This window comes from Microbacterium terregens (assembly GCF_039534975.1).
In the GTDB taxonomy this organism is placed as follows: domain Bacteria; phylum Actinomycetota; class Actinomycetes; order Actinomycetales; family Microbacteriaceae; genus Microbacterium; species Microbacterium terregens.
This window is the reverse complement of sequence record NZ_BAAAWH010000001.1, coordinates 1,945,389-1,962,191: the sequence shown is the minus strand read 5'-3', so window position 1 is coordinate 1,962,191 and position 16,803 is coordinate 1,945,389. Positions and strand designations below refer to the sequence as shown.

General features: G+C 69.5%; 15 protein-coding genes. 12 read left to right on the top strand and 3 right to left on the bottom strand.

The annotated features are described in order from the left end of the window. Positions 1–47 precede the first annotated feature (47 nt). Positions 48–2,297 carry a RelA/SpoT family protein gene (locus tag ABD655_RS08950; RefSeq protein ID WP_344713323.1) on the top strand — a complete coding sequence of 750 codons (2,250 nt, stop codon included), beginning with the start codon at positions 48–50 and terminating at the stop codon, positions 2,295–2,297. Here the strand turns inward: ABD655_RS08950 and ABD655_RS08945 are convergent. The 3 genes from ABD655_RS08945 to ABD655_RS08935 all read right to left on the bottom strand — a co-directional run bounded on the left by ABD655_RS08945 (position 2,276) and on the right by ABD655_RS08935 (position 4,999). Continuing rightward, the gene (locus tag ABD655_RS08945) at positions 2,276–2,851 is read right to left on the bottom strand and encodes a hypothetical protein (RefSeq protein ID WP_344713322.1); all 576 of its coding nucleotides are present in this window, start codon (positions 2,849–2,851) and stop codon (positions 2,276–2,278) included. The genes ABD655_RS08950 and ABD655_RS08945 overlap by 22 nt on opposite strands. Before the next feature lie 88 nt (positions 2,852–2,939). Continuing rightward, positions 2,940–4,595 (bottom strand): DUF349 domain-containing protein, encoded by a 1,656-nt coding sequence (locus ABD655_RS08940; RefSeq protein WP_344713320.1) that lies wholly within the window; start codon positions 4,593–4,595, stop codon positions 2,940–2,942. A gap of 104 nt (positions 4,596–4,699) precedes the next feature. Beyond that, the gene (locus ABD655_RS08935) at positions 4,700–4,999 is read right to left on the bottom strand and encodes a dioxygenase (RefSeq protein WP_344713319.1); all 300 of its coding nucleotides are present in this window, start codon (positions 4,997–4,999) and stop codon (positions 4,700–4,702) included. Between the two features lie 161 nt (positions 5,000–5,160). Here ABD655_RS08935 and ABD655_RS08930 point away from each other — a divergent pair, with 161 nt between their 5' ends. The 11 genes from ABD655_RS08930 to aroQ all read left to right on the top strand — a co-directional run bounded on the left by ABD655_RS08930 (position 5,161) and on the right by aroQ (position 16,794). Continuing rightward, on the top strand, positions 5,161–6,477 hold the full coding sequence (locus ABD655_RS08930) for a replication-associated recombination protein A (protein ID WP_344715770.1): 1,317 nt from the start codon (positions 5,161–5,163) through the stop codon (positions 6,475–6,477). 176 nt (positions 6,478–6,653) lie between these two features. Then, positions 6,654–7,283 carry a 30S ribosomal protein S4 gene (rpsD, locus tag ABD655_RS08925; RefSeq protein ID WP_344713317.1) on the top strand — a complete coding sequence of 210 codons (630 nt, stop codon included), beginning with the start codon at positions 6,654–6,656 and terminating at the stop codon, positions 7,281–7,283. A 256-nt stretch (positions 7,284–7,539) separates the two neighbouring features. After that, a complete protein-coding gene (locus tag ABD655_RS08920; RefSeq protein WP_344713316.1) occupies positions 7,540–7,890 on the top strand; it encodes an ATPase in 351 nt (116 codons plus the stop codon). Between the two features lie 55 nt (positions 7,891–7,945). Next, entirely contained in the window at positions 7,946–10,606 is a 2,661-nt protein-coding gene (alaS, locus tag ABD655_RS08915) for an alanine--tRNA ligase (protein ID WP_344713314.1), read from the top strand. Then, a complete protein-coding gene (gene ruvX / locus ABD655_RS08910) occupies positions 10,603–11,076 on the top strand; it encodes a Holliday junction resolvase RuvX (protein WP_344713312.1) in 474 nt (157 codons plus the stop codon). Before alaS ends, ruvX begins: the two co-directional genes overlap by 4 nt. A gap of 1 nt (position 11,077) precedes the next feature. Continuing rightward, positions 11,078–12,667 carry an endolytic transglycosylase MltG gene (mltG, locus tag ABD655_RS08905; RefSeq protein ID WP_344713310.1) on the top strand — a complete coding sequence of 530 codons (1,590 nt, stop codon included), beginning with the start codon at positions 11,078–11,080 and terminating at the stop codon, positions 12,665–12,667. Then, positions 12,661–13,503, top strand: a complete 843-nt coding sequence (locus ABD655_RS08900; RefSeq protein WP_344713309.1) for a shikimate dehydrogenase — start codon at positions 12,661–12,663, stop codon at positions 13,501–13,503. Before mltG ends, ABD655_RS08900 begins: the two co-directional genes overlap by 7 nt. Positions 13,504–13,507: 4 nt before the next feature. Further along, positions 13,508–14,737, top strand: a complete 1,230-nt coding sequence (aroC, locus tag ABD655_RS08895; RefSeq protein WP_344713307.1) for a chorismate synthase — start codon at positions 13,508–13,510, stop codon at positions 14,735–14,737. After that, positions 14,721–15,251, top strand: a complete 531-nt coding sequence (locus ABD655_RS08890) for a shikimate kinase (protein WP_344713305.1) — start codon at positions 14,721–14,723, stop codon at positions 15,249–15,251. The genes aroC and ABD655_RS08890 overlap by 17 nt, the downstream gene beginning before the upstream one ends. Further along, positions 15,248–16,330, top strand: a complete 1,083-nt coding sequence (gene aroB, locus ABD655_RS08885) for a 3-dehydroquinate synthase (protein WP_344713303.1) — start codon at positions 15,248–15,250, stop codon at positions 16,328–16,330. Before ABD655_RS08890 ends, aroB begins: the two co-directional genes overlap by 4 nt. Beyond that, entirely contained in the window at positions 16,330–16,794 is a 465-nt protein-coding gene (gene aroQ / locus ABD655_RS08880) for a type II 3-dehydroquinate dehydratase (protein WP_344713301.1), read from the top strand. The genes aroB and aroQ overlap by 1 nt, the downstream gene beginning before the upstream one ends. The last annotated feature ends 9 nt before the right edge of the window (positions 16,795–16,803 follow it).

Here is a 16,803-nt window from a genome sequence, read left to right as displayed (position 1 = left end):
TCGCCGCGGGCATAGGATTGGTGGATGCGGCGGAGGGGAGGTATCGGATGACCGAGACCGTTCCCCCCGCCCAGTCCTCGTCTTTGCGGCGCCTCGTGCCGCGCATCTTCTCGCGCTCGGCGCGCCGCGACGACGTCGAGCAGCTGCTGCGGACCGTGCGCACGCACCACCCCAAGGGCGATCTTTCGATCATCGAACGTGCCTACACGGTCGCCGATCAGGCGCACTCGGGCCAGAACCGCCAGAGCGGCGAGCCGTACATCACGCACCCGCTCGCCGTCGCGCAGATCCTCGCCGACCTCGGCCTCGGCCCGAAGGCGATCGCGGCGGCCCTCCTGCACGACACTGTGGAGGACACCGACTACGCGCTGGACACGCTGACGGCGGAGTTCGGTGACGAAGTGTCGATGCTCGTCGACGGGGTCACCAAGCTCGACAAGGTCAAGTACGGCGAGAGCGCGCAGGCGGAGACCGTCCGCAAGATGATCGTGGCGATGTCGCGCGATATCCGCGTACTGCTGATCAAGCTCGCCGATCGCCTTCACAACGCCCGGACGTGGGGCTTCGTCCCCCCGGAGAAGGCGCGCAAGAAGGCGACCGAGACGCTGGAGATCTATGCCCCGCTCGCGCACCGGCTCGGCATCCAGACCATCAAGTCTGAGCTGGAGGACCTGTCCTTCGCCGTCCTGCACCCCAAGCTCTACGCCGAGATCGAGAGCCTCGTCAAACAGCGCACGCCCCAGCGCGAGCAGTACGTGCAGAACGTGATCGAGGCGGTCGACACCGACCTGCGTGAGCTCCGCATCCGCGGTCGTGTCATGGGCCGGCCGAAGCAGCTTTACTCCGTTTATCAGAAGATGGTCGTCCGCGGACGCGAGTTCGACGACATCTACGATCTGATCGGCATCCGGATCCTGGTCGGGAGCGTCCGGGACTGCTACGCGGTCCTCGGTTCGATCCATGCCCGCTGGACGCCGCTGCCCGGCCGTTTCAAGGACTACATCGCCACGCCCAAGTTCAATCTCTACCAGTCGCTGCACACCACCGTGATCGGTCCTGGTGGGCGCACGGTGGAAATCCAGATCCGCACCAACGAGATGCATCAGCAGGCCGAGTACGGCGTGGCGGCGCATTGGAAGTACAAGGAGCGGCTGGTCGGCGGCAAACCCGACGCGAAGTCGATGGACACCGACATGGCGTGGCTGGCGCACATCTCGGACTGGCAGGCCGAGACCGCCGACCCGGGAGAGTTCCTCGACTCGCTGCGCTTCGAGATCGGCGCGAAAGAGGTCTACGTCTTCACGCCCAAGGGCCGCGTCATCGGCCTGCCCAGCGGCGCCACGCCGGTGGACTTCGCGTACGCGGTGCACACCGAGATCGGGCACCGGACGATGGGCTCGAAGGTCAACGGGCGCCTGGTGCCGCTCGAGTCAGAGCTGCAGAGCGGCGACGTGGTCGAGGTCTTCACCTCGAAGAACCCGGATGCCGGACCCAGCCAGGATTGGCTCACCTTCGTCAAGAGCACCCGCGCGCGCAGCAAGATCCGCGGCTGGTTCACGAAGGAACGGCGCGAAGAGGCCATCGAGCAGGGCAAGGAGTCGATCGCCCGGGCGATGCGCCGTCAGAACCTGCCCCTGCAGAGGCTGATGAGCCAGGACTCCTTCGCCGAGGTCGCGCACTCCCTCAAGTACGAGGACGTCTCGGCGCTCTATGCCGCTGTGGGCGAGGGGCACGTCTCCACGCAGTCGGTCATCGAGAAGGTGACCGCTCTGGTGAGCGCCGACGACACCTCGACCGGACCGATCGACCTGCCGCAGGTCGGCCGTTCCCGCGCGCCCCGCGGCGGCGACTCCGGCGTGCTGGTGCGCGGATCGCCCGACATCCTGGTCAAGCTCGCGAAATGCTGCACACCCGTGCCCGGAGACGAGGTCATCGGCTTCGTCACACGCGGCAGCGGTGTCTCGGTGCATCGCACCGACTGCACGAACATCAGCGCGCTCATGCAGGATCCGGAGCGGCTCATCGAGGTCGAATGGGCTCCGACCAGCAAGAGTGTGTTCCTCGTCCAGATCCAGATCGAGGCGCTGGACCGGTCCGGGCTTCTCAGTGACGTCACGCGGGTGCTGAGCGAGCACCACGTGAACATCCTGTCCGCCACGGTCTCCACCACGAATGATCGCCTCGCGTTGAGCCGGTTCGTCTTCGAGATGGGCGACATCGTCCACCTGGAGCGGGTCCTGAACGCGGTGCGGCGCATCGACGCCGTCTACGACGTCTATCGCGTCACGTCGTCCTGACCCCGCGACCCCGGTTCGCGCGCCGCGAGGCCGCGCAGGAACGCCAGCGCGGAGCGCTTGTTCGGCAGGGCGCCGTGCGATGCGAGCCACGCCATCGCCCCCGCGGCGAGCCCGGGTACGGAATCCGCCAGCAGTCGCGCGGCCTGCGCGTACTCGTCATCTGCGATACGTGAGAGGTCGGCGAGCGTGCGCACCGGATCGGTGACCCAGACGCCGCTGATGCGCATCATGTCGCTCGGGTCGACGCTCAGATCGCGGTAGAGCAGTCGGCGCCCGATGACCTGGTGGAGCCGACGCGACACCGCTCGCTGGACCGTATGCCGCGCCGGCGGAGCGTGCAGGGCGCCGTGGACCCACGCGGCGCTCAGGTGTGTCGCCGCCAGGGTCTCCCCGAGGATTCCACGCAGCGATCCGGCACGCAGCTCACGCGTTTCGACCGCATCGGCCGGAATGTACGCGTCACCCAGCTCGACGAGGTGGCCGTCCAGACGGGCCGCCGACAGCTCGGCCTGGGAGAGACGCTCGTCGGCGAAGTACAGGAAAGGTGAGGACATGACAGCCACTGTGGCTCACGACGGTGAACCGCGGGTGGCGTATGCCGGACTCTGTGGAGAACCCGACCGTCTGTTCTGCCGGGAGAGGTCAGCCGCCGAGAGCGTTCAGCCAGGCCCGGCGCGCCTCGAGCGCTTCGGTGGCGTTGGCGATCGCGGCCTTGTCGCCTGATTTCTCGGCGGTCACCAGTTCGTCCTCGAGCTTCGCGATCGCCTCGGTGAGCTGGCGCGTCATGTCGTTCGCACGCGCCTTGGTCTCGGGGTTGTTGCGCTTCCAGTCGGTCTCTTCGCGAGTGCGCAGCGCCGTCTCGATGCGACGCAGGTCGTCGTCGAGGACGCGCTCCTTGTCGCGGGGGAAGACCCGGCCGATGTCGTCCCAGCGACGCTGGACAGCGGTGAGCGCACTGCGGGCTTTGACGAGGTCGCGCTCGTCGGCAACCGCGCGAGCTTCATCCAGCAGCGCGCGCTTGGCGTCGATCTTCTCGCGGGATTCCTCTTCGTCCGCGGCCTCGCGTGCGCCGCGCGCACTGTAGAGGGCGTCGCCGGCGGCCTTGAAACGCGCCCACAGCGCATCGTCGGCCTTCTTGCCCGCGCGACCGGCGGTCTTCCACTGGTCCAGGAGCTCGCGGTAGGCGTTGATGCCGTCCTCGCCCTTCGGGCCGAGTGCCTCGGCCTTCTCGACGAGCTTCGCCTTCTGGTCGCGCACCGTCTTGTGGGCTTCGTCCAGTTCTGCGTAGAACTCGCGGCGGTGCTTGTCGACGATCGCCCGGGCGTCGCGGAACCGCTTCCACAGCTGCTGGCCGCTCGACTTCGGAAGACGTGGACCGTTCTGCTGCTGCGCCTGCCACTGGTCGAACAGCGAGGCCAGGTCGACCGAGGCCTGCTTCCACTGCACGGTGCGGGGGTCCCGCGCGGCGAGGGCCTCGGCCTTCTCCACCAGTTCGGTGCGGGCGCGTACGGCGTCATCCACAGCCTGCCGCGATGCGGCGGCCTCGGACTCGGATGCTGCGGCCAGGGTCCCGGTCAGCGCGAGCACACGCGCGTCCAGCGCCGCCAGGTTGCCCACGGCGGCCGCGTCCTGCAGCTTGGCATGCAGGGCGCGCGCTGTGGCTCGCAGGTCCGACGGCGATACACCGCCGCGACGGGAGCGCACCTCGAGGAGGGCCACCTCGCTGGCCAGGTCGGAGAACTTGCGCCGGTAGTAGGCCAGCGCCTCGTCGGCGGATCCGTCGGGGTACTGTCCGACGACACGCCAGCCGTCCGCCTCGCGCACGGAGACGGTGCCGTCGTCGTCGACGCGTCCCCACGGTTCCGTCTCGGTCTCCACCGGCGCGGCGTCGACGGACGAAGGCACGGCCTCCGCCGGTGAAGGCACAGCCTTCGCGGGGGAGGGCAGCGCCTTCGAAGGTGAGGGCACGGCCTTCGAAGGCGAAGGCACCGCCTGTGAGGGCGTCGCAGGTGCAGTCTCTTCGGATGCGACGGTCTCGTCCGGCGTATCGGAAGCGGGCACGGCGTCCTCGGTCGCCGTGGCGTCCGTCTCGGGCACGACGGTCTCGGCCTGGTTCTCGGTCACCTCGACGGGCGGAACGCCGGCCTCGACCGGGTTCTCGGTCCCCTCGACCGGCTCGACGGCCTCGATCGGGTTCTCGGTCACGTCAGCGGTCGGAACGCTGCTCTCCATGCCGGGATCGCTCTCCGGTGCGGATTCGGTGGGGGACGGGGGAGTGGACTCTGCTGCGGCAGTCACGGGATGCACCTCATCGCGGCTCTCGCCGCCTGTGGGGGATGGACGGCCCCAGCCTAGTACGGCACGGCCGGGCCGCCGAGAGCGCGAGCCACCGGCTCCTGCGGTCAGGGAGCCGGCGTCGGAGTCGGCGTCGCGTCCGGCGAGCTGCCGGGTGCGGGACTGGTCGTCGGTTCCGGGGATGTCGACGTCGAGGGGCTGGGCTCGGGCGCACCGGGTCCGGCCATGAAGTACGCCGCCTGGCCGGCGACCACGGCGAGGATCAGGAGTCCGCCGCCGATACCCGCGATGAGGTTGTCACGCGTGCGTCGACGGGACTGCCCCTCATGAAACGCACGGCGCGCCTGGTAGACACGGACGCGCTCCCGCTCCGCACGCGTGTCACGCTGCTTTCCACCCTGCGCCACGGGACCTCCTTCTTTCCCGAGCCGTCCCGGGCGGGTTGATCCTACGGCGCGGGTGAGAGCGCCGCCAAACCAGCCGCCGCCCCCGCGTCGGCTGCTCCCGTTACCCTTGACCAGTGACCTCGACCGCGCTCTTCCAGGGGCAGACCCCGCTCGCGGTGCGTATGAGACCGACTTCTCTCGACGAGGTGGCGGGCCAGTCGCACCTCCTGCGTCCCGGCTCTCCACTCGTCCTGCTCGCCCGGGCGGACGTGTCGACGGGAGCCGCGTCATCTGTGATCCTGTGGGGACCACCCGGCACGGGCAAGACCACCCTCGCCCAGGCGATCGCACGATCGTCCGGGAGGCGATTCGTCGAGCTCTCCGCCGTGACCGCGGGCGTCCGGGACGTGCGCGAGGTCATGCAGGAGGCGCTCACGCAGCGGGACCTCTACGGGCAGTCGACGATCCTGTTCCTGGACGAGATCCACCGCTTCACGAAGGCGCAGCAGGACGCGCTGCTGCCCGGCGTCGAGAACGGCTGGGTGGTGCTCATCGCGGCGACCACTGAGAATCCATCCTTCTCGGTCATCTCACCGCTGTTGTCCAGATCGCTCCTGCTGACGCTCCAGCCGCTGACCGACGATGATCTCGGGATGCTGCTGGACCGTGCGGTCGCGGACCCTCGCGGTCTCGGCGGCGCCGTGACGCTTCTGCCGGAGGCCCGCGACGCTCTCGTGCGACTCGCGTCGGGCGATGCCCGCCGCGCGCTGACGGCGCTCGAGGCCGCGGCATCCCTCGCCGAACCGGTCGACGAGAACGCCGACGAGAGCGGCGACGCGCAGGAGGAGAACTCCCTGCCGCCGGAGATCTCGGCCGACGACGTGTCCAACGCGGTCGACCGCGCTCTGCTGCGCTACGACCGGCAGGGCGACGAGCACTACGACGTGATCAGCGCGTTCATCAAGTCCATTCGCGGATCGGACGTCGATGCCGCGCTGCACTACCTCGCGCGGATGATCGAGGCGGGCGAGGACCCGCGCTTCATCGCACGGCGGCTGATCATCGCGGCGGCAGAGGACATCGGGCTCGCGGACCCGCAGGCGCTGCCGCTCGCCGTCGCCGCAGCGGACGCCGTGCAGTTCATCGGGATGCCGGAGGGACGCATCCCGCTGGCCGAGGCCACCGCATACCTGGCGACCACGGCGAAGTCGAACGCCGCGTACGTGGCGATCGACAAGGCGATCGCGGACGTCCGCGCGGGCGGGTTCGGCCGCGTCCCCCCGCCGCTGCGCGATGCGCACTACCCGGGCGCCAAGCGGCTCGGCCACGGCAAGGGCTACCGATACCCGCACGACTCGGACGTCGGGGTGGTCGCTCAGCAGTACCTTCCCGACGAACTCGTCGGACGGCGCTACTACGAGCCCACCAACCACGGCCAGGAACGCGAAGTCCAGGCGCGCCTCGACAAGATCCGTCGCATCCTCGGCTCCGGCTCCTGAGAAGGGCCCCGGACCCGGACCTGCTAAGCTGGACCGGCTCGAAACCCAGTTTTCGGGTATCTCCTACCCCCAACACACCTTCGGTGCGCCCCGACGTGCGCCCCGGATGGGAAGGGCAGCAGATACGTCCATGAGTCGCGAAAGACGCGGCCATGTCATTTTGGAAGGACACATCCGTGCCCACGAAGTCCCAGGACCGCCGCAAGGTCCGCCTGTCGCGCGCGCTCGGCATCCCGCTGACGCCGAAGGCCGCCAAGTACCTCGAGAAGCGCCCGTACGCGCCCGGGGAGCACGGCCGCACCAAGCGCAAGCAGGACAGCGACTACGCGGTGCGTCTGCGCGAGAAGCAGCGTCTGCGTGAGCAGTACGGCATCCGCGAGAAGCAGATGCGCAACACGTTCAACGAGGCGCGCAAGACCCAGGGGCTGACCGGTGAGAACCTGGTCGAGCTTCTCGAGATGCGTCTGGATGCCCTCGTGCTGCGTGCCGGGTTCGCCCGCACCACCGCTCAGGCCCGCCAGCTCGTCGTGCACCGTCACATCCTCGTCGACGGACAGCTCGTCGACCGCCCGTCGTTCCGCGTCAAGCCGGGTCAGCTCATCCACGTCAAGCCCAAGAGCGAGGGCACCGAGCCCTTCCAGGTGGCTGCCGCCGGCGGTCACGCCGAGGTGCTGCCCCCGGTTCCGGGCTACCTCGAGGTCGAGCTCGACAAGCTGCACGCGCGTCTGCTGCGTCGCCCGAAGCGCGCTGAGGTCCCGGTCACCGGTGACGTCCAGCTCGTGGTGGAGTACTACGCCGCGCGATAGCGCGACGTAGCGGTTGTCGAGTAGCGGCGCAGCCGCGTATCGAGACACGCCGCGCGATAGGGCCTGTCTCGATACGCGGCTCTGCCGCTGCTCTTCAACCGAGTACGCGTGCAATAGCCAATGCCGAAGGGCGCCGGGGAGACCCGGCGCCCTTTCGCGTGCGCGTACACTCGGTTGTCGTGCGAGCGCCTGCGAGCGTGTCGAGACACCCCTACGATGGGGGAGTGCCGCGCCCTGCGGACGAGGAAGTGGTGACATGAAAAGCCTGCTGTGGTTCCTGTTCGGCGTGATCGGCGGCTTCGTCGCCGCGCATCTCATGAACAAGGATCCCCGCGGCCACGAGGTCCTCGCCGATGTGGACGCTCGCATCACCGAGTTCACCGACCGGATCGGCGACGCCTATCGCGAGCAGGAGGCACGCTTCTCCGGAATCGTCGACGAGGTGAAGGATGCCGCGAACGACGCCTACGGCGCGGCGAAGGCATCAGCAGCGGAGGCCGTGGACACCGTGAAGGACACTGCCGCCGATGCGGTCGCGGCCACCGCCGATGCCGCAGCGGGCACGGTCGATGCGGCGGAGTCCGCCGCATCGAAGCTCACCGACTGATCGACCCGCCCGGCGGTGTCCCCGAAGGGGACGCCGCCCTTGTTCGAGGATTCTCATGAAGACCGCAGAGCTCGCCGACCGTTTTCTCCGCTATTTCGAGAAGCGCGATCACACCATCGTGCCTTCGGCGTCGCTGGTCACCGATGACCCGGCTCTGCTTTTCACCGTGGCGGGCATGGTCCCCTTCATCCCGTACCTCAGCGGCGTGGTTCCGGCACCGTTCCGGCGCGCCGCCGACATCCAGAAGTGCATCCGCACCAACGACATCGAAGAGGTCGGCAAGACTCCGCGCCACGGCACGTTCTTCCAGATGCTCGGCAACTGGTCCTTCGGCGACTACTTCAAGGAAGGCGCGATCACGTACGCGTGGGAGCTGCTGACCACTTCGGAAGCCGACGGCGGCCTGGGGTTCGATCCGAAGGACCTGTGGGTCACCGTCTACAAGGACGACGATGAGGCCGCTCGGCTGTGGCGCACGATCGCCGGGCTGCCCGAGGAGCGCATCCAGCGCCTCGACAAGGACACGAACTACTGGAGCACCGGGCTTCCGGGCCCGGCCGGCCCGTGCTCGGAGATCTTCTTCGACCAGGGTCCTGCGTACGGCATCGACGGAGGCCCCGCGACCGACGACGACCGGTACGTGGAGATCTGGAACCTCGTCTTCATGCAGTACGCGATCGACGATGTGACCTCGAAGTACGACTTCCGCATCGTCGGCGAGCTGCCGCAGAAGAACATCGACACCGGCATGGGGCTCGAGCGCATCGCGTTCATCAAGCAGGGCGTGCAGAACATGTACGAGACCGACCAGGTCCGACCGGTGCTCGATCTGGCATCCGAACTGAGCGGGCGGCGCTACGGCGCAGACCACGGGGATGACGTCCGGATGCGGATCATCGCCGACCATGTCCGCTCGTCGCTCATGCTGCTGGCCGACGGCGTCACACCGTCGAACGAAGGGCGCGGCTACATCCTCCGCCGTCTGATGCGCCGCGGCATCCGCTCGATGCGTCTGCTCGGAGTGGACGGACCGACCTTCCCCGAACTGTTCGCCGCATCCCGCGATGCGATGAAGGACGCGTACCCCGAACTGGGTACGGAGTACTCCCGGCTGTCCGCGTACGCGATCGCCGAAGAGGAGACGTTCCTGCGCACTCTCGCGGCGGGAACCACCACCCTGGACCTCTCGGTGGCCGAGACCAAGAAGTCCGGCGGCACCACGATCGCGGGTTCCGAGGCATTCCTTCTGCACGACACCTACGGCTTTCCCATCGACCTCACCCTCGAGATCGCCGAGGAGGCGGGGCTCACGGTCGACCGCGCCGCATTCGACACGCTCATGCTCGAGCAGCGCACCCGGGCCAAGGCGGATGCGCGATCGCGCAAGCGCGCGCTGGCCGACCACGGCGTCTACCGGGAATTCCGCGCCAAGGGCGAGACCGTCTTCACCGGGTACACGGATCTGGAGACCGAGTCCACCATCCTCGGCGTGCTCGTGGACGGTGTGTCCGTCGACCGCGCCAGGACCGGCGAGGTCGCCGAGGTCATCCTCGCCGACACCGCGCTGTACGCCGAGTCCGGAGGTCAGGTCGCTGACAAGGGCATCATCGTCGGTCCGGGGTACGAACTCGAAGTCCTCGACGTGCAGAAGCCGGTGGCGGGCCTGATCAGCCACACCGTCGAAGTCACCTCGGGCGAAGTGGGTGTGGGCCAGCCGGCGACGTCCGTCGTGGATGCCGTCAACCGCCGCGCCGCGCGTCAGGCGCACTCGGCGACCCACCTCGTGCATGCGGCCCTGCGCGACACGCTCGGCAAGAGCGCCACGCAGGCCGGGTCACTCAACCGCGCCGGGTACATGCGGCTCGACTTCACCTGGGGCCAGGCACTGTCTTCCGAGACCCGCACCGAGATCGAGGAGATCGCGAACAACGCCGTGCGGGACAACCTCGAGGTGACCACCCGGGTCGTGTCTCTCGATGAGGCCAAGTCCCTGGGCGCGATGGCGCTGTTCGGCGAGAAGTACGGCGACACGGTGCGCATGGTGGATATCGGCGGCCCCTGGTCGCGCGAGCTGTGCGCGGGAACGCATGTCGTCTCGAGTGCAGAGATCGGCCTGGTCAACCTCGTCGGCGAATCGTCCGTCGGAGCGTCCAACCGTCGCGTCGAGGCGCTGGTCGGGCTGGACGCGTTCCGCGACCTCGCCGCGGAACGGGCGATCGTGTCGCAGCTCACCTCGACGCTGAAGACTCCGCGCGACCAGCTGCCGGCTCGGATCGCCGAGCTGACCGCCAGCCTCAAGGCCGCGGAGAAGAGGATCGCCGCCTTCGAGGCCCGGGCGCTGACCGAGCGCATCCCGGCTCTGGCTGCGAATGCCGAGACGGTGGGTCCGCATCGTGTGGTCGCCGAGACGATCGGCGCAGCGTCCTCGGCCGATGACGTGCGCTCCCTGGCCCTCGGCGTGCGCGACCGGCTCGGCTCCGAGCCCGGTGTCGTCGTGATCGGCGCCGAGGTCGGCGGCCGGCCCGTCGTGATCGTGGCCACCAACGAAGCGGCCCGCACGGCCGGCGCACGTGCCGGGGCACTGGCCAAGGTCGCGGCGGCCACTCTCGGCGGCGGCGGCGGCGGACGTGATGACGTCGCTCAGGGCGGCGGCACCGATGCGACGTCCCTGCCGGCGGCACTGAGTGCCGTCAAGGCCGCGCTCGGGTCCCGGTGACCGGCTTCCGGCGGGGCGTGCGCCTCGGAATCGACGTCGGCAGAGCGCGGGTGGGTGTCGCGCGCTGCGACCCGGACGGGATGCTCGCGACGCCGGTGGAGACGGTGCCGCGCAACGACGACTCGATCCGGCGGATCGTCGCGCTGGCCGAGGAGTACGAGGCGAGCGAACTCCTGGTGGGGCTGCCACTGAACATGCGCGGCGAGGACACCGCCTCGACGACCGACGCCCGTTCCTTCGCGGCCGCGCTGTCCGCGGCATCCGAGCTGCCCATCCGCCTGGTGGACGAACGACTCAGCACGGTGTCCGCGCACGCGGCACTGCGAGACTCGGGCAGAACCCAGCGTTCATCTCGTAGCATTGTTGACCAGGTCGCGGCGGTTGTTCTGCTCCAGCAAGCACTCGATGTCGAGAAGAGCACCGGGCGGCCTGCCGGATCGCCCGTTCCCCCGGCCCAGGAGCCCGCCTGACATGCCCGATGCGAAGTCGCCCTTCGATGATCCGTTCGCGGATCTGTTCGGCAAGCTCCCTGATCCGCGTGAGCGGCGGGCCGCGGGCGAGGACGCCCCGCGCGGCACGTCCGAGCCGGTGACCCCGACCGGCGGCCGGAACGCGACCGGGGGGCGTCCGCTCTCGCGTCGCGAGGCGCGCGAGGCCGCCGCACGGCAGGCCGCGGCCCGCAAGAGCCCCGTCGAGGTCTCCGTCCCAACCCCCGCGCCCACTCCCGAGACATCTCCACCGGCCGCGCCCGCCCGCGCCGTGCCGGCGGCCTCGCCGCTGTCGGCCCCGTCCGTGCTGCCCGTCGATGACGCGCACAACTGGCCGGTCGTCGGGGGGTCCACACCCGGCTCGCCGTCATACAGCCGCACCGGCGAATCCGCGGCCCCGCGGGCTGTGGCCACCGCGACGCTCGAGGACCTGTTCACCGGGGAGCAGGCGACCAACAGCCTCGGGCAGGAGCCACCGCCCAGGAACAGGCGCAAACGCCGCATCGGCGGATGGATCGCTCTCGGCGTCGTGCTGCTGCTGATCGGCGGCATCGTCACGGGCGGACTCTGGGTCTGGAACACCTACGAAACCCAGATCCGTGAGGTGATGGGCTGGGAGGAACCGAAGGACTTCGAACCCGGCCTGGCCAACGGCGAGACGTTCGTGACGATCTCGTCCGGCGACACGGGCGGGCCGATCTCGCAGAGCCTGTTCGATGCGGGCGTCACCAAGACGCCCGGGGCCTTCTACGACTACCTGATCGACACGGCCCAGAATCCTCCCTTCGTCCCCGGCGTCTTCAAGCTGCAGAAGCAGATGACCTCGGCCGCCGCCCTCGAGGCGCTGCTGGATCCCGCCAACAAGCTGGAGAACACCGCGCAGCTGCGCGAGGGACTGACCGTGGAGCAATCGCTGCCGATCCTCGCCGAGGGCACGGGGCTGCCGATCGAGGACTTCCAGGCGGCGGTGGCCAACCCCGCGGACTACGGCGTACCGGCGGACAGCCTCGAAGGATGGCTGTTCCCGGCCACCTACACCTTCGATCCCGGCGCCACCGCGGCGGATGTCGTCACGACCCTGGTGAACCGGACCGTCCAGTCCCTGGATGCCGCGTCCGTGGCTGTCGACGACCGGCAGCGCGTGCTGACCATCGCCTCGATCATCCAGCGCGAGGCGCGCTTCGAGACCGACTTCTACAAGGTCTCCCGCGTGATCCAGAACCGCCTCTCACCGGACAACCAGCAGACGTTCGGAAAGCTCGAGATGGATTCGACAGCCCAGTACGGGTTCGGCGAGGCGGACGGCACCGCCAGCACATCCGAGGACGCCCAGTTCAACGACAACCCGTGGAACACCTATGTGCACCCCGGTCTGCCGATCGGGCCGATCTCCAACCCCGGCGACGTCGCCATCGATGCCGCGATGCATCCGGCCGACGGCGACTGGCTCTACTTCGTGACGGTCAACCTCAACACCGGTGAGACGGTCTTCACGTCGAACCTGACGGACCACAACAAGGCGGTCGCGCAATGGCAGGCGTGGTGCACTGAGAACCCCGACGCAGGATGCTGAGGCCGGAAGCCACGCGCCTGGAGGTGTGGGGCGATCCCGTCGCGCACAGTCGCTCACCCCAACTGCACGCGGCGGCCTACCAGGCACTGGGCCTGGACTGGACCTACGACCGACGCCGCGTGACCGCCGCCGACTTCCCTCGTGAGCTGGCCGGACTCTCGGACCGTTGGCGAGGCCTGTCCCTGACGATGCCGCTCAAGGGGCGCGCGTTTCAGGCGTCCGCCCGGCGGGACCGGCGCGCGGAGCTGACCGGAGCGGTCAACACTCTGTTGCTCGCCGGCGATGGCCCCCGCGGGTTCAACACCGACGTGGGGGGGATCGTGCGCGCCCTCGAGGGCGAGGGCGTGCCCGGGCTGGACCGGGCGCGCATCGTCGGCGCCGGTGCCACGGCGATGTCCGCACTCGTGGCTCTCAGCGAGCTCGGGGCAAACCGCGTCGAGGTCGTGGCTCGGCGCAGCGCCGCGATCGAACCGCTCGCCGGTCTGGGCGCGACGATCGGCGTCGAGGTCATCGGTGTGCCCTTCGACGCGCCCGCCCACACGGAGACGCCCGTCACGATCGCGACCCTGCCCGGAGACGCGGCGGTTCCCGCGGCCGCGGCCGATGCACTCGCCCAGCGCGGCGGACTTCTGCTCGATGTGGTGTACGGCCACTGGCCCACCGCATTGGCGGATGCCTGGGAACGCGCGGATCGCCCGGCGACGTCCGGCCTCGGGATGCTGCTGCATCAGGCGCTTCTCCAGGTCCGCGTCTTCGTCACCGGAGGCACCGACGAGGCTCTCGAGAACGAGAGCCTCGTCCTCGCCGAAATGCAGTCGGCGGTCGTGGGAGACTAGACGAATGCTCCGCGTGCTCACGGCCGGCGAATCCCACGGCCCCGAACTGGTCGCCATCATGGAGGGTCTGCCCGCGGGCGTCCCCGTGTCGCGCACCGCGATCCAGGCCGATCTCGCCCGCAGGAAGCTCGGCTACGGCCGAGGCTCGCGGATGAAGTTCGAGGAGGACGAGCTGACGATCTCCGGCGGCGTCCGGCACGGATCCAGCCTCGGAAGCCCCATCGCGCTGCGCATCGGCAACACCGAATGGCCCAAGTGGGTCGAGGTGATGAGCCCTGAGCCGATCGACCTGACCGACATGTCCCGCGGACGCGGGGCGCCATTGACCCGCCCCCGCCCCGGCCACGCGGATCTGGTCGGCATGCAGAAGTACGGATTCGACGAGGCCCGTCCGATCCTCGAGCGCGCGAGCGCCCGAGAGACCGCGGCACGCGTCGCGCTGGGCGCGATCGCACGCGGATTCCTGGCCGAGCTCGGGATTCGGCTTGTCAGCCACACCCTCTCCATCGGTCCCGTGCGCGTCCCCGAGAACGCGGCCCTGCCCACGCCCGACGACGTCGACGCGCTCGACGCCGATCCGCTGCGCTGCTTCGACCCGGCCACGTCGGCCCTCATGGTCGAAGAGGTCGACGACGCCCGCAAGGACGGCGACACGCTCGGCGGCATCGTGGAGGTGCTCGCCTACGGTGTCCCGCCCGGGCTCGGCTCCCACGTGCACTGGGACCGCCGCCTGGACGGCAAGCTCTCGCAGGCGCTCATGAGCATCCAGGCCATCAAGGGCGTGGAGGTCGGGGACGGATTCCTCACCACCACGCGCCGGGGATCGGCGGCGCACGACGAGCTGTTCGCGACCGAGCAGGGGATCACCCGCTCCAGCGACCGCGCCGGCGGCATCGAAGGGGGAATGTCGACGGGCACCGTCCTGCGCATCCGTGCCGGCATGAAGCCGATCGCCACGGTGCCGCGCTCGCTGCGCACCATCGACGTCGCAACCGGCGAGACGGCGTCGGCCCATCACCAGCGTTCCGATGTGTGCGCGGTCCCGGCCGCGGGGGTCGTTGCCGAGGCGATGGTGGCACTCGTTCTGGCGGAAGTGGTGCTGGAGAAGTTCGGCGGCGACAGCGTCGTCGAGACGCGCCGCAATCTCGAGGGGTACCTCGCCGCCATTCCCGAGACGCTCCGGACGCACAGCGAGAGCGATCCCGCCCTCATCGAGCATGACCTCGCCCGGTAGCGCGATCGTCCTGATCGGACCCATGGGTGCGGGCAAGACGAGCGTCGGCCGGCGCGTGGCGCGCGCGCTGGGGCAGACCTTCACCGACACGGACAAGGCGATCGTGCGCGATCACGGTCCGATCCCCGAGCTCTTCGCGAGCTTCGGCGAGGCCCGCTTCCGCGAGATCGAGCGAACGGCCGTCGCGGACGCGCTGGCACGGGGCGGCGTGGTCGCCCTCGGCGGCGGTGCCATCCTGGATGCCGCCACCCGGGCGGATCTGGCCGCGCATCGCGTCGTGCTGCTGACCGTCTCGCCGCACATCGTCGCCGGCCGTCTGCACGGCGGCGACCGCCCCCTGCTCGCCGACGCCGACCCGGTCGCGCGCTGGCAGCGGATCTTCGCCGAACGCCGCGGCCTGTACGAGGAGGCCGCCGACGTCACCTTCGACACCTCCTCGGGCCCGCTGGCGGCCGTCGTCGCAGACATCGTGTCCTGGGCGAAGCAGACTCAGACCGCCGAGGAGGACGCATGACCGAAACCACCACCATCTCCGTTCCCGGGGAGACCGGCTACGACATCACGATCGGGCGCGGCATCCTCGACCTGGTCGGCGCAGCGCTCGACCCGGCCGTGCGGAAGGTGCTCGTCGTGCACCCCCCGACCCTGGGCTCCGCGGCCGCGGAGCTCCGCGAGCGACTGATGTCAGACGGCACCCGCGAGGTGCTGCTGGCCGAGATTCCGGACGCCGAGCAGGGCAAGCGGGTCGAAGTCGCCGCGTTCTGCTGGCAGGTCATGGGAAAGGCGGACTTCACCCGCACGGACGCCGTGGTGGGGTTCGGCGGCGGCGCGGTCACCGACCTGGCGGGTTTCGTGGCCGCCACGTGGCTGCGCGGCGTGCAGGTCGTTCAGGTGCCGACCACCGTGCTGGGCATGGTCGACGCCGCGGTCGGCGGAAAGACCGGCATCAATACGGCGGAGGGCAAGAACCTCGTCGGCGCCTTCTGGGCCCCGCGCGCGGTCGTCTGCGACCTGAGCACCCTGGAGACCCTCTCTCCGAACGAGGCGGTGGCCGGGTTCGCCGAGGTCGTCAAGGCGGGGCTGATCTGGTACCCCGAGATCCTGGACATCATCGAAGCTGACAGCGCCGCCGCGGTGGATCCGACCAGCGACTCCTTCCGGCGATGCATCGAACTGGCGATCGGCATGAAGGCCCACGTCGTGGGGGAGGACTTCCGCGAAGGCGGTCTGCGCGAGGTGCTCAACTACGGCCACACCCTGGGTCACGCCATCGAGCACGCGGAGCGCTACCGCTGGCGTCACGGGGCGGCGATCTCGGTCGGCATGATGTACGCCGCCGAGCTCTCACGGCTGGCCGGACGACTGCCGGATGCCGCGGTCCAGCGTCACCGCGGCGTCCTCGAGCTGCTGGGACTGCCCACGACGTACCGCGCCGGGGCATGGCCGCAGCTGCTTGCCACGATGCAGCGCGACAAGAAGAGCCGCGCGGGGATGCTGCGCTTCATCGTCCTCGATGACATCGCGCGGCCGACGGTGCTGCGAGCGCCGGACGAATCACTCTTGTTCGCCGCGTACCAAGAGATCGCCGGCTGATGTCTGCGCACGCGCCGCGTCGCCTGCTCCTGGTCAACGGGCCGAACCTGAACCTGCTCGGCACGCGGGAGCCGGACGTCTACGGATCGCAGACGCTCGCCGACGTCGAAGACCTCGCGGCGGCCACTGCCGCCGCAGCCGGCTTCGAGATCCGCGCGGTGCAGAGCAATCACGAGGGCGTCCTGATAGATGCGATCCACGCCGCCCGGCAGGACTGCGCGGGAATCGTCATCAACCCGGGCGGTCTGACCCACACCTCCGTCGTGCTCCGCGATGCGCTGTCCGCGGTCGCGCTGCCGGTTGCCGAAGTGCACATCAGCAACGTCTACGAGCGGGAGCCCTTCCGGCATCACTCCTACGTGACGGATGTCGCTGTCGTCCACGTGATCGGCGAGGGTGTCAACGGATATGCGACCGCAATCACGCGCCTGATCGCCGTTCTCACCGGGCAGGCGGACGGCTGAGACCCAACC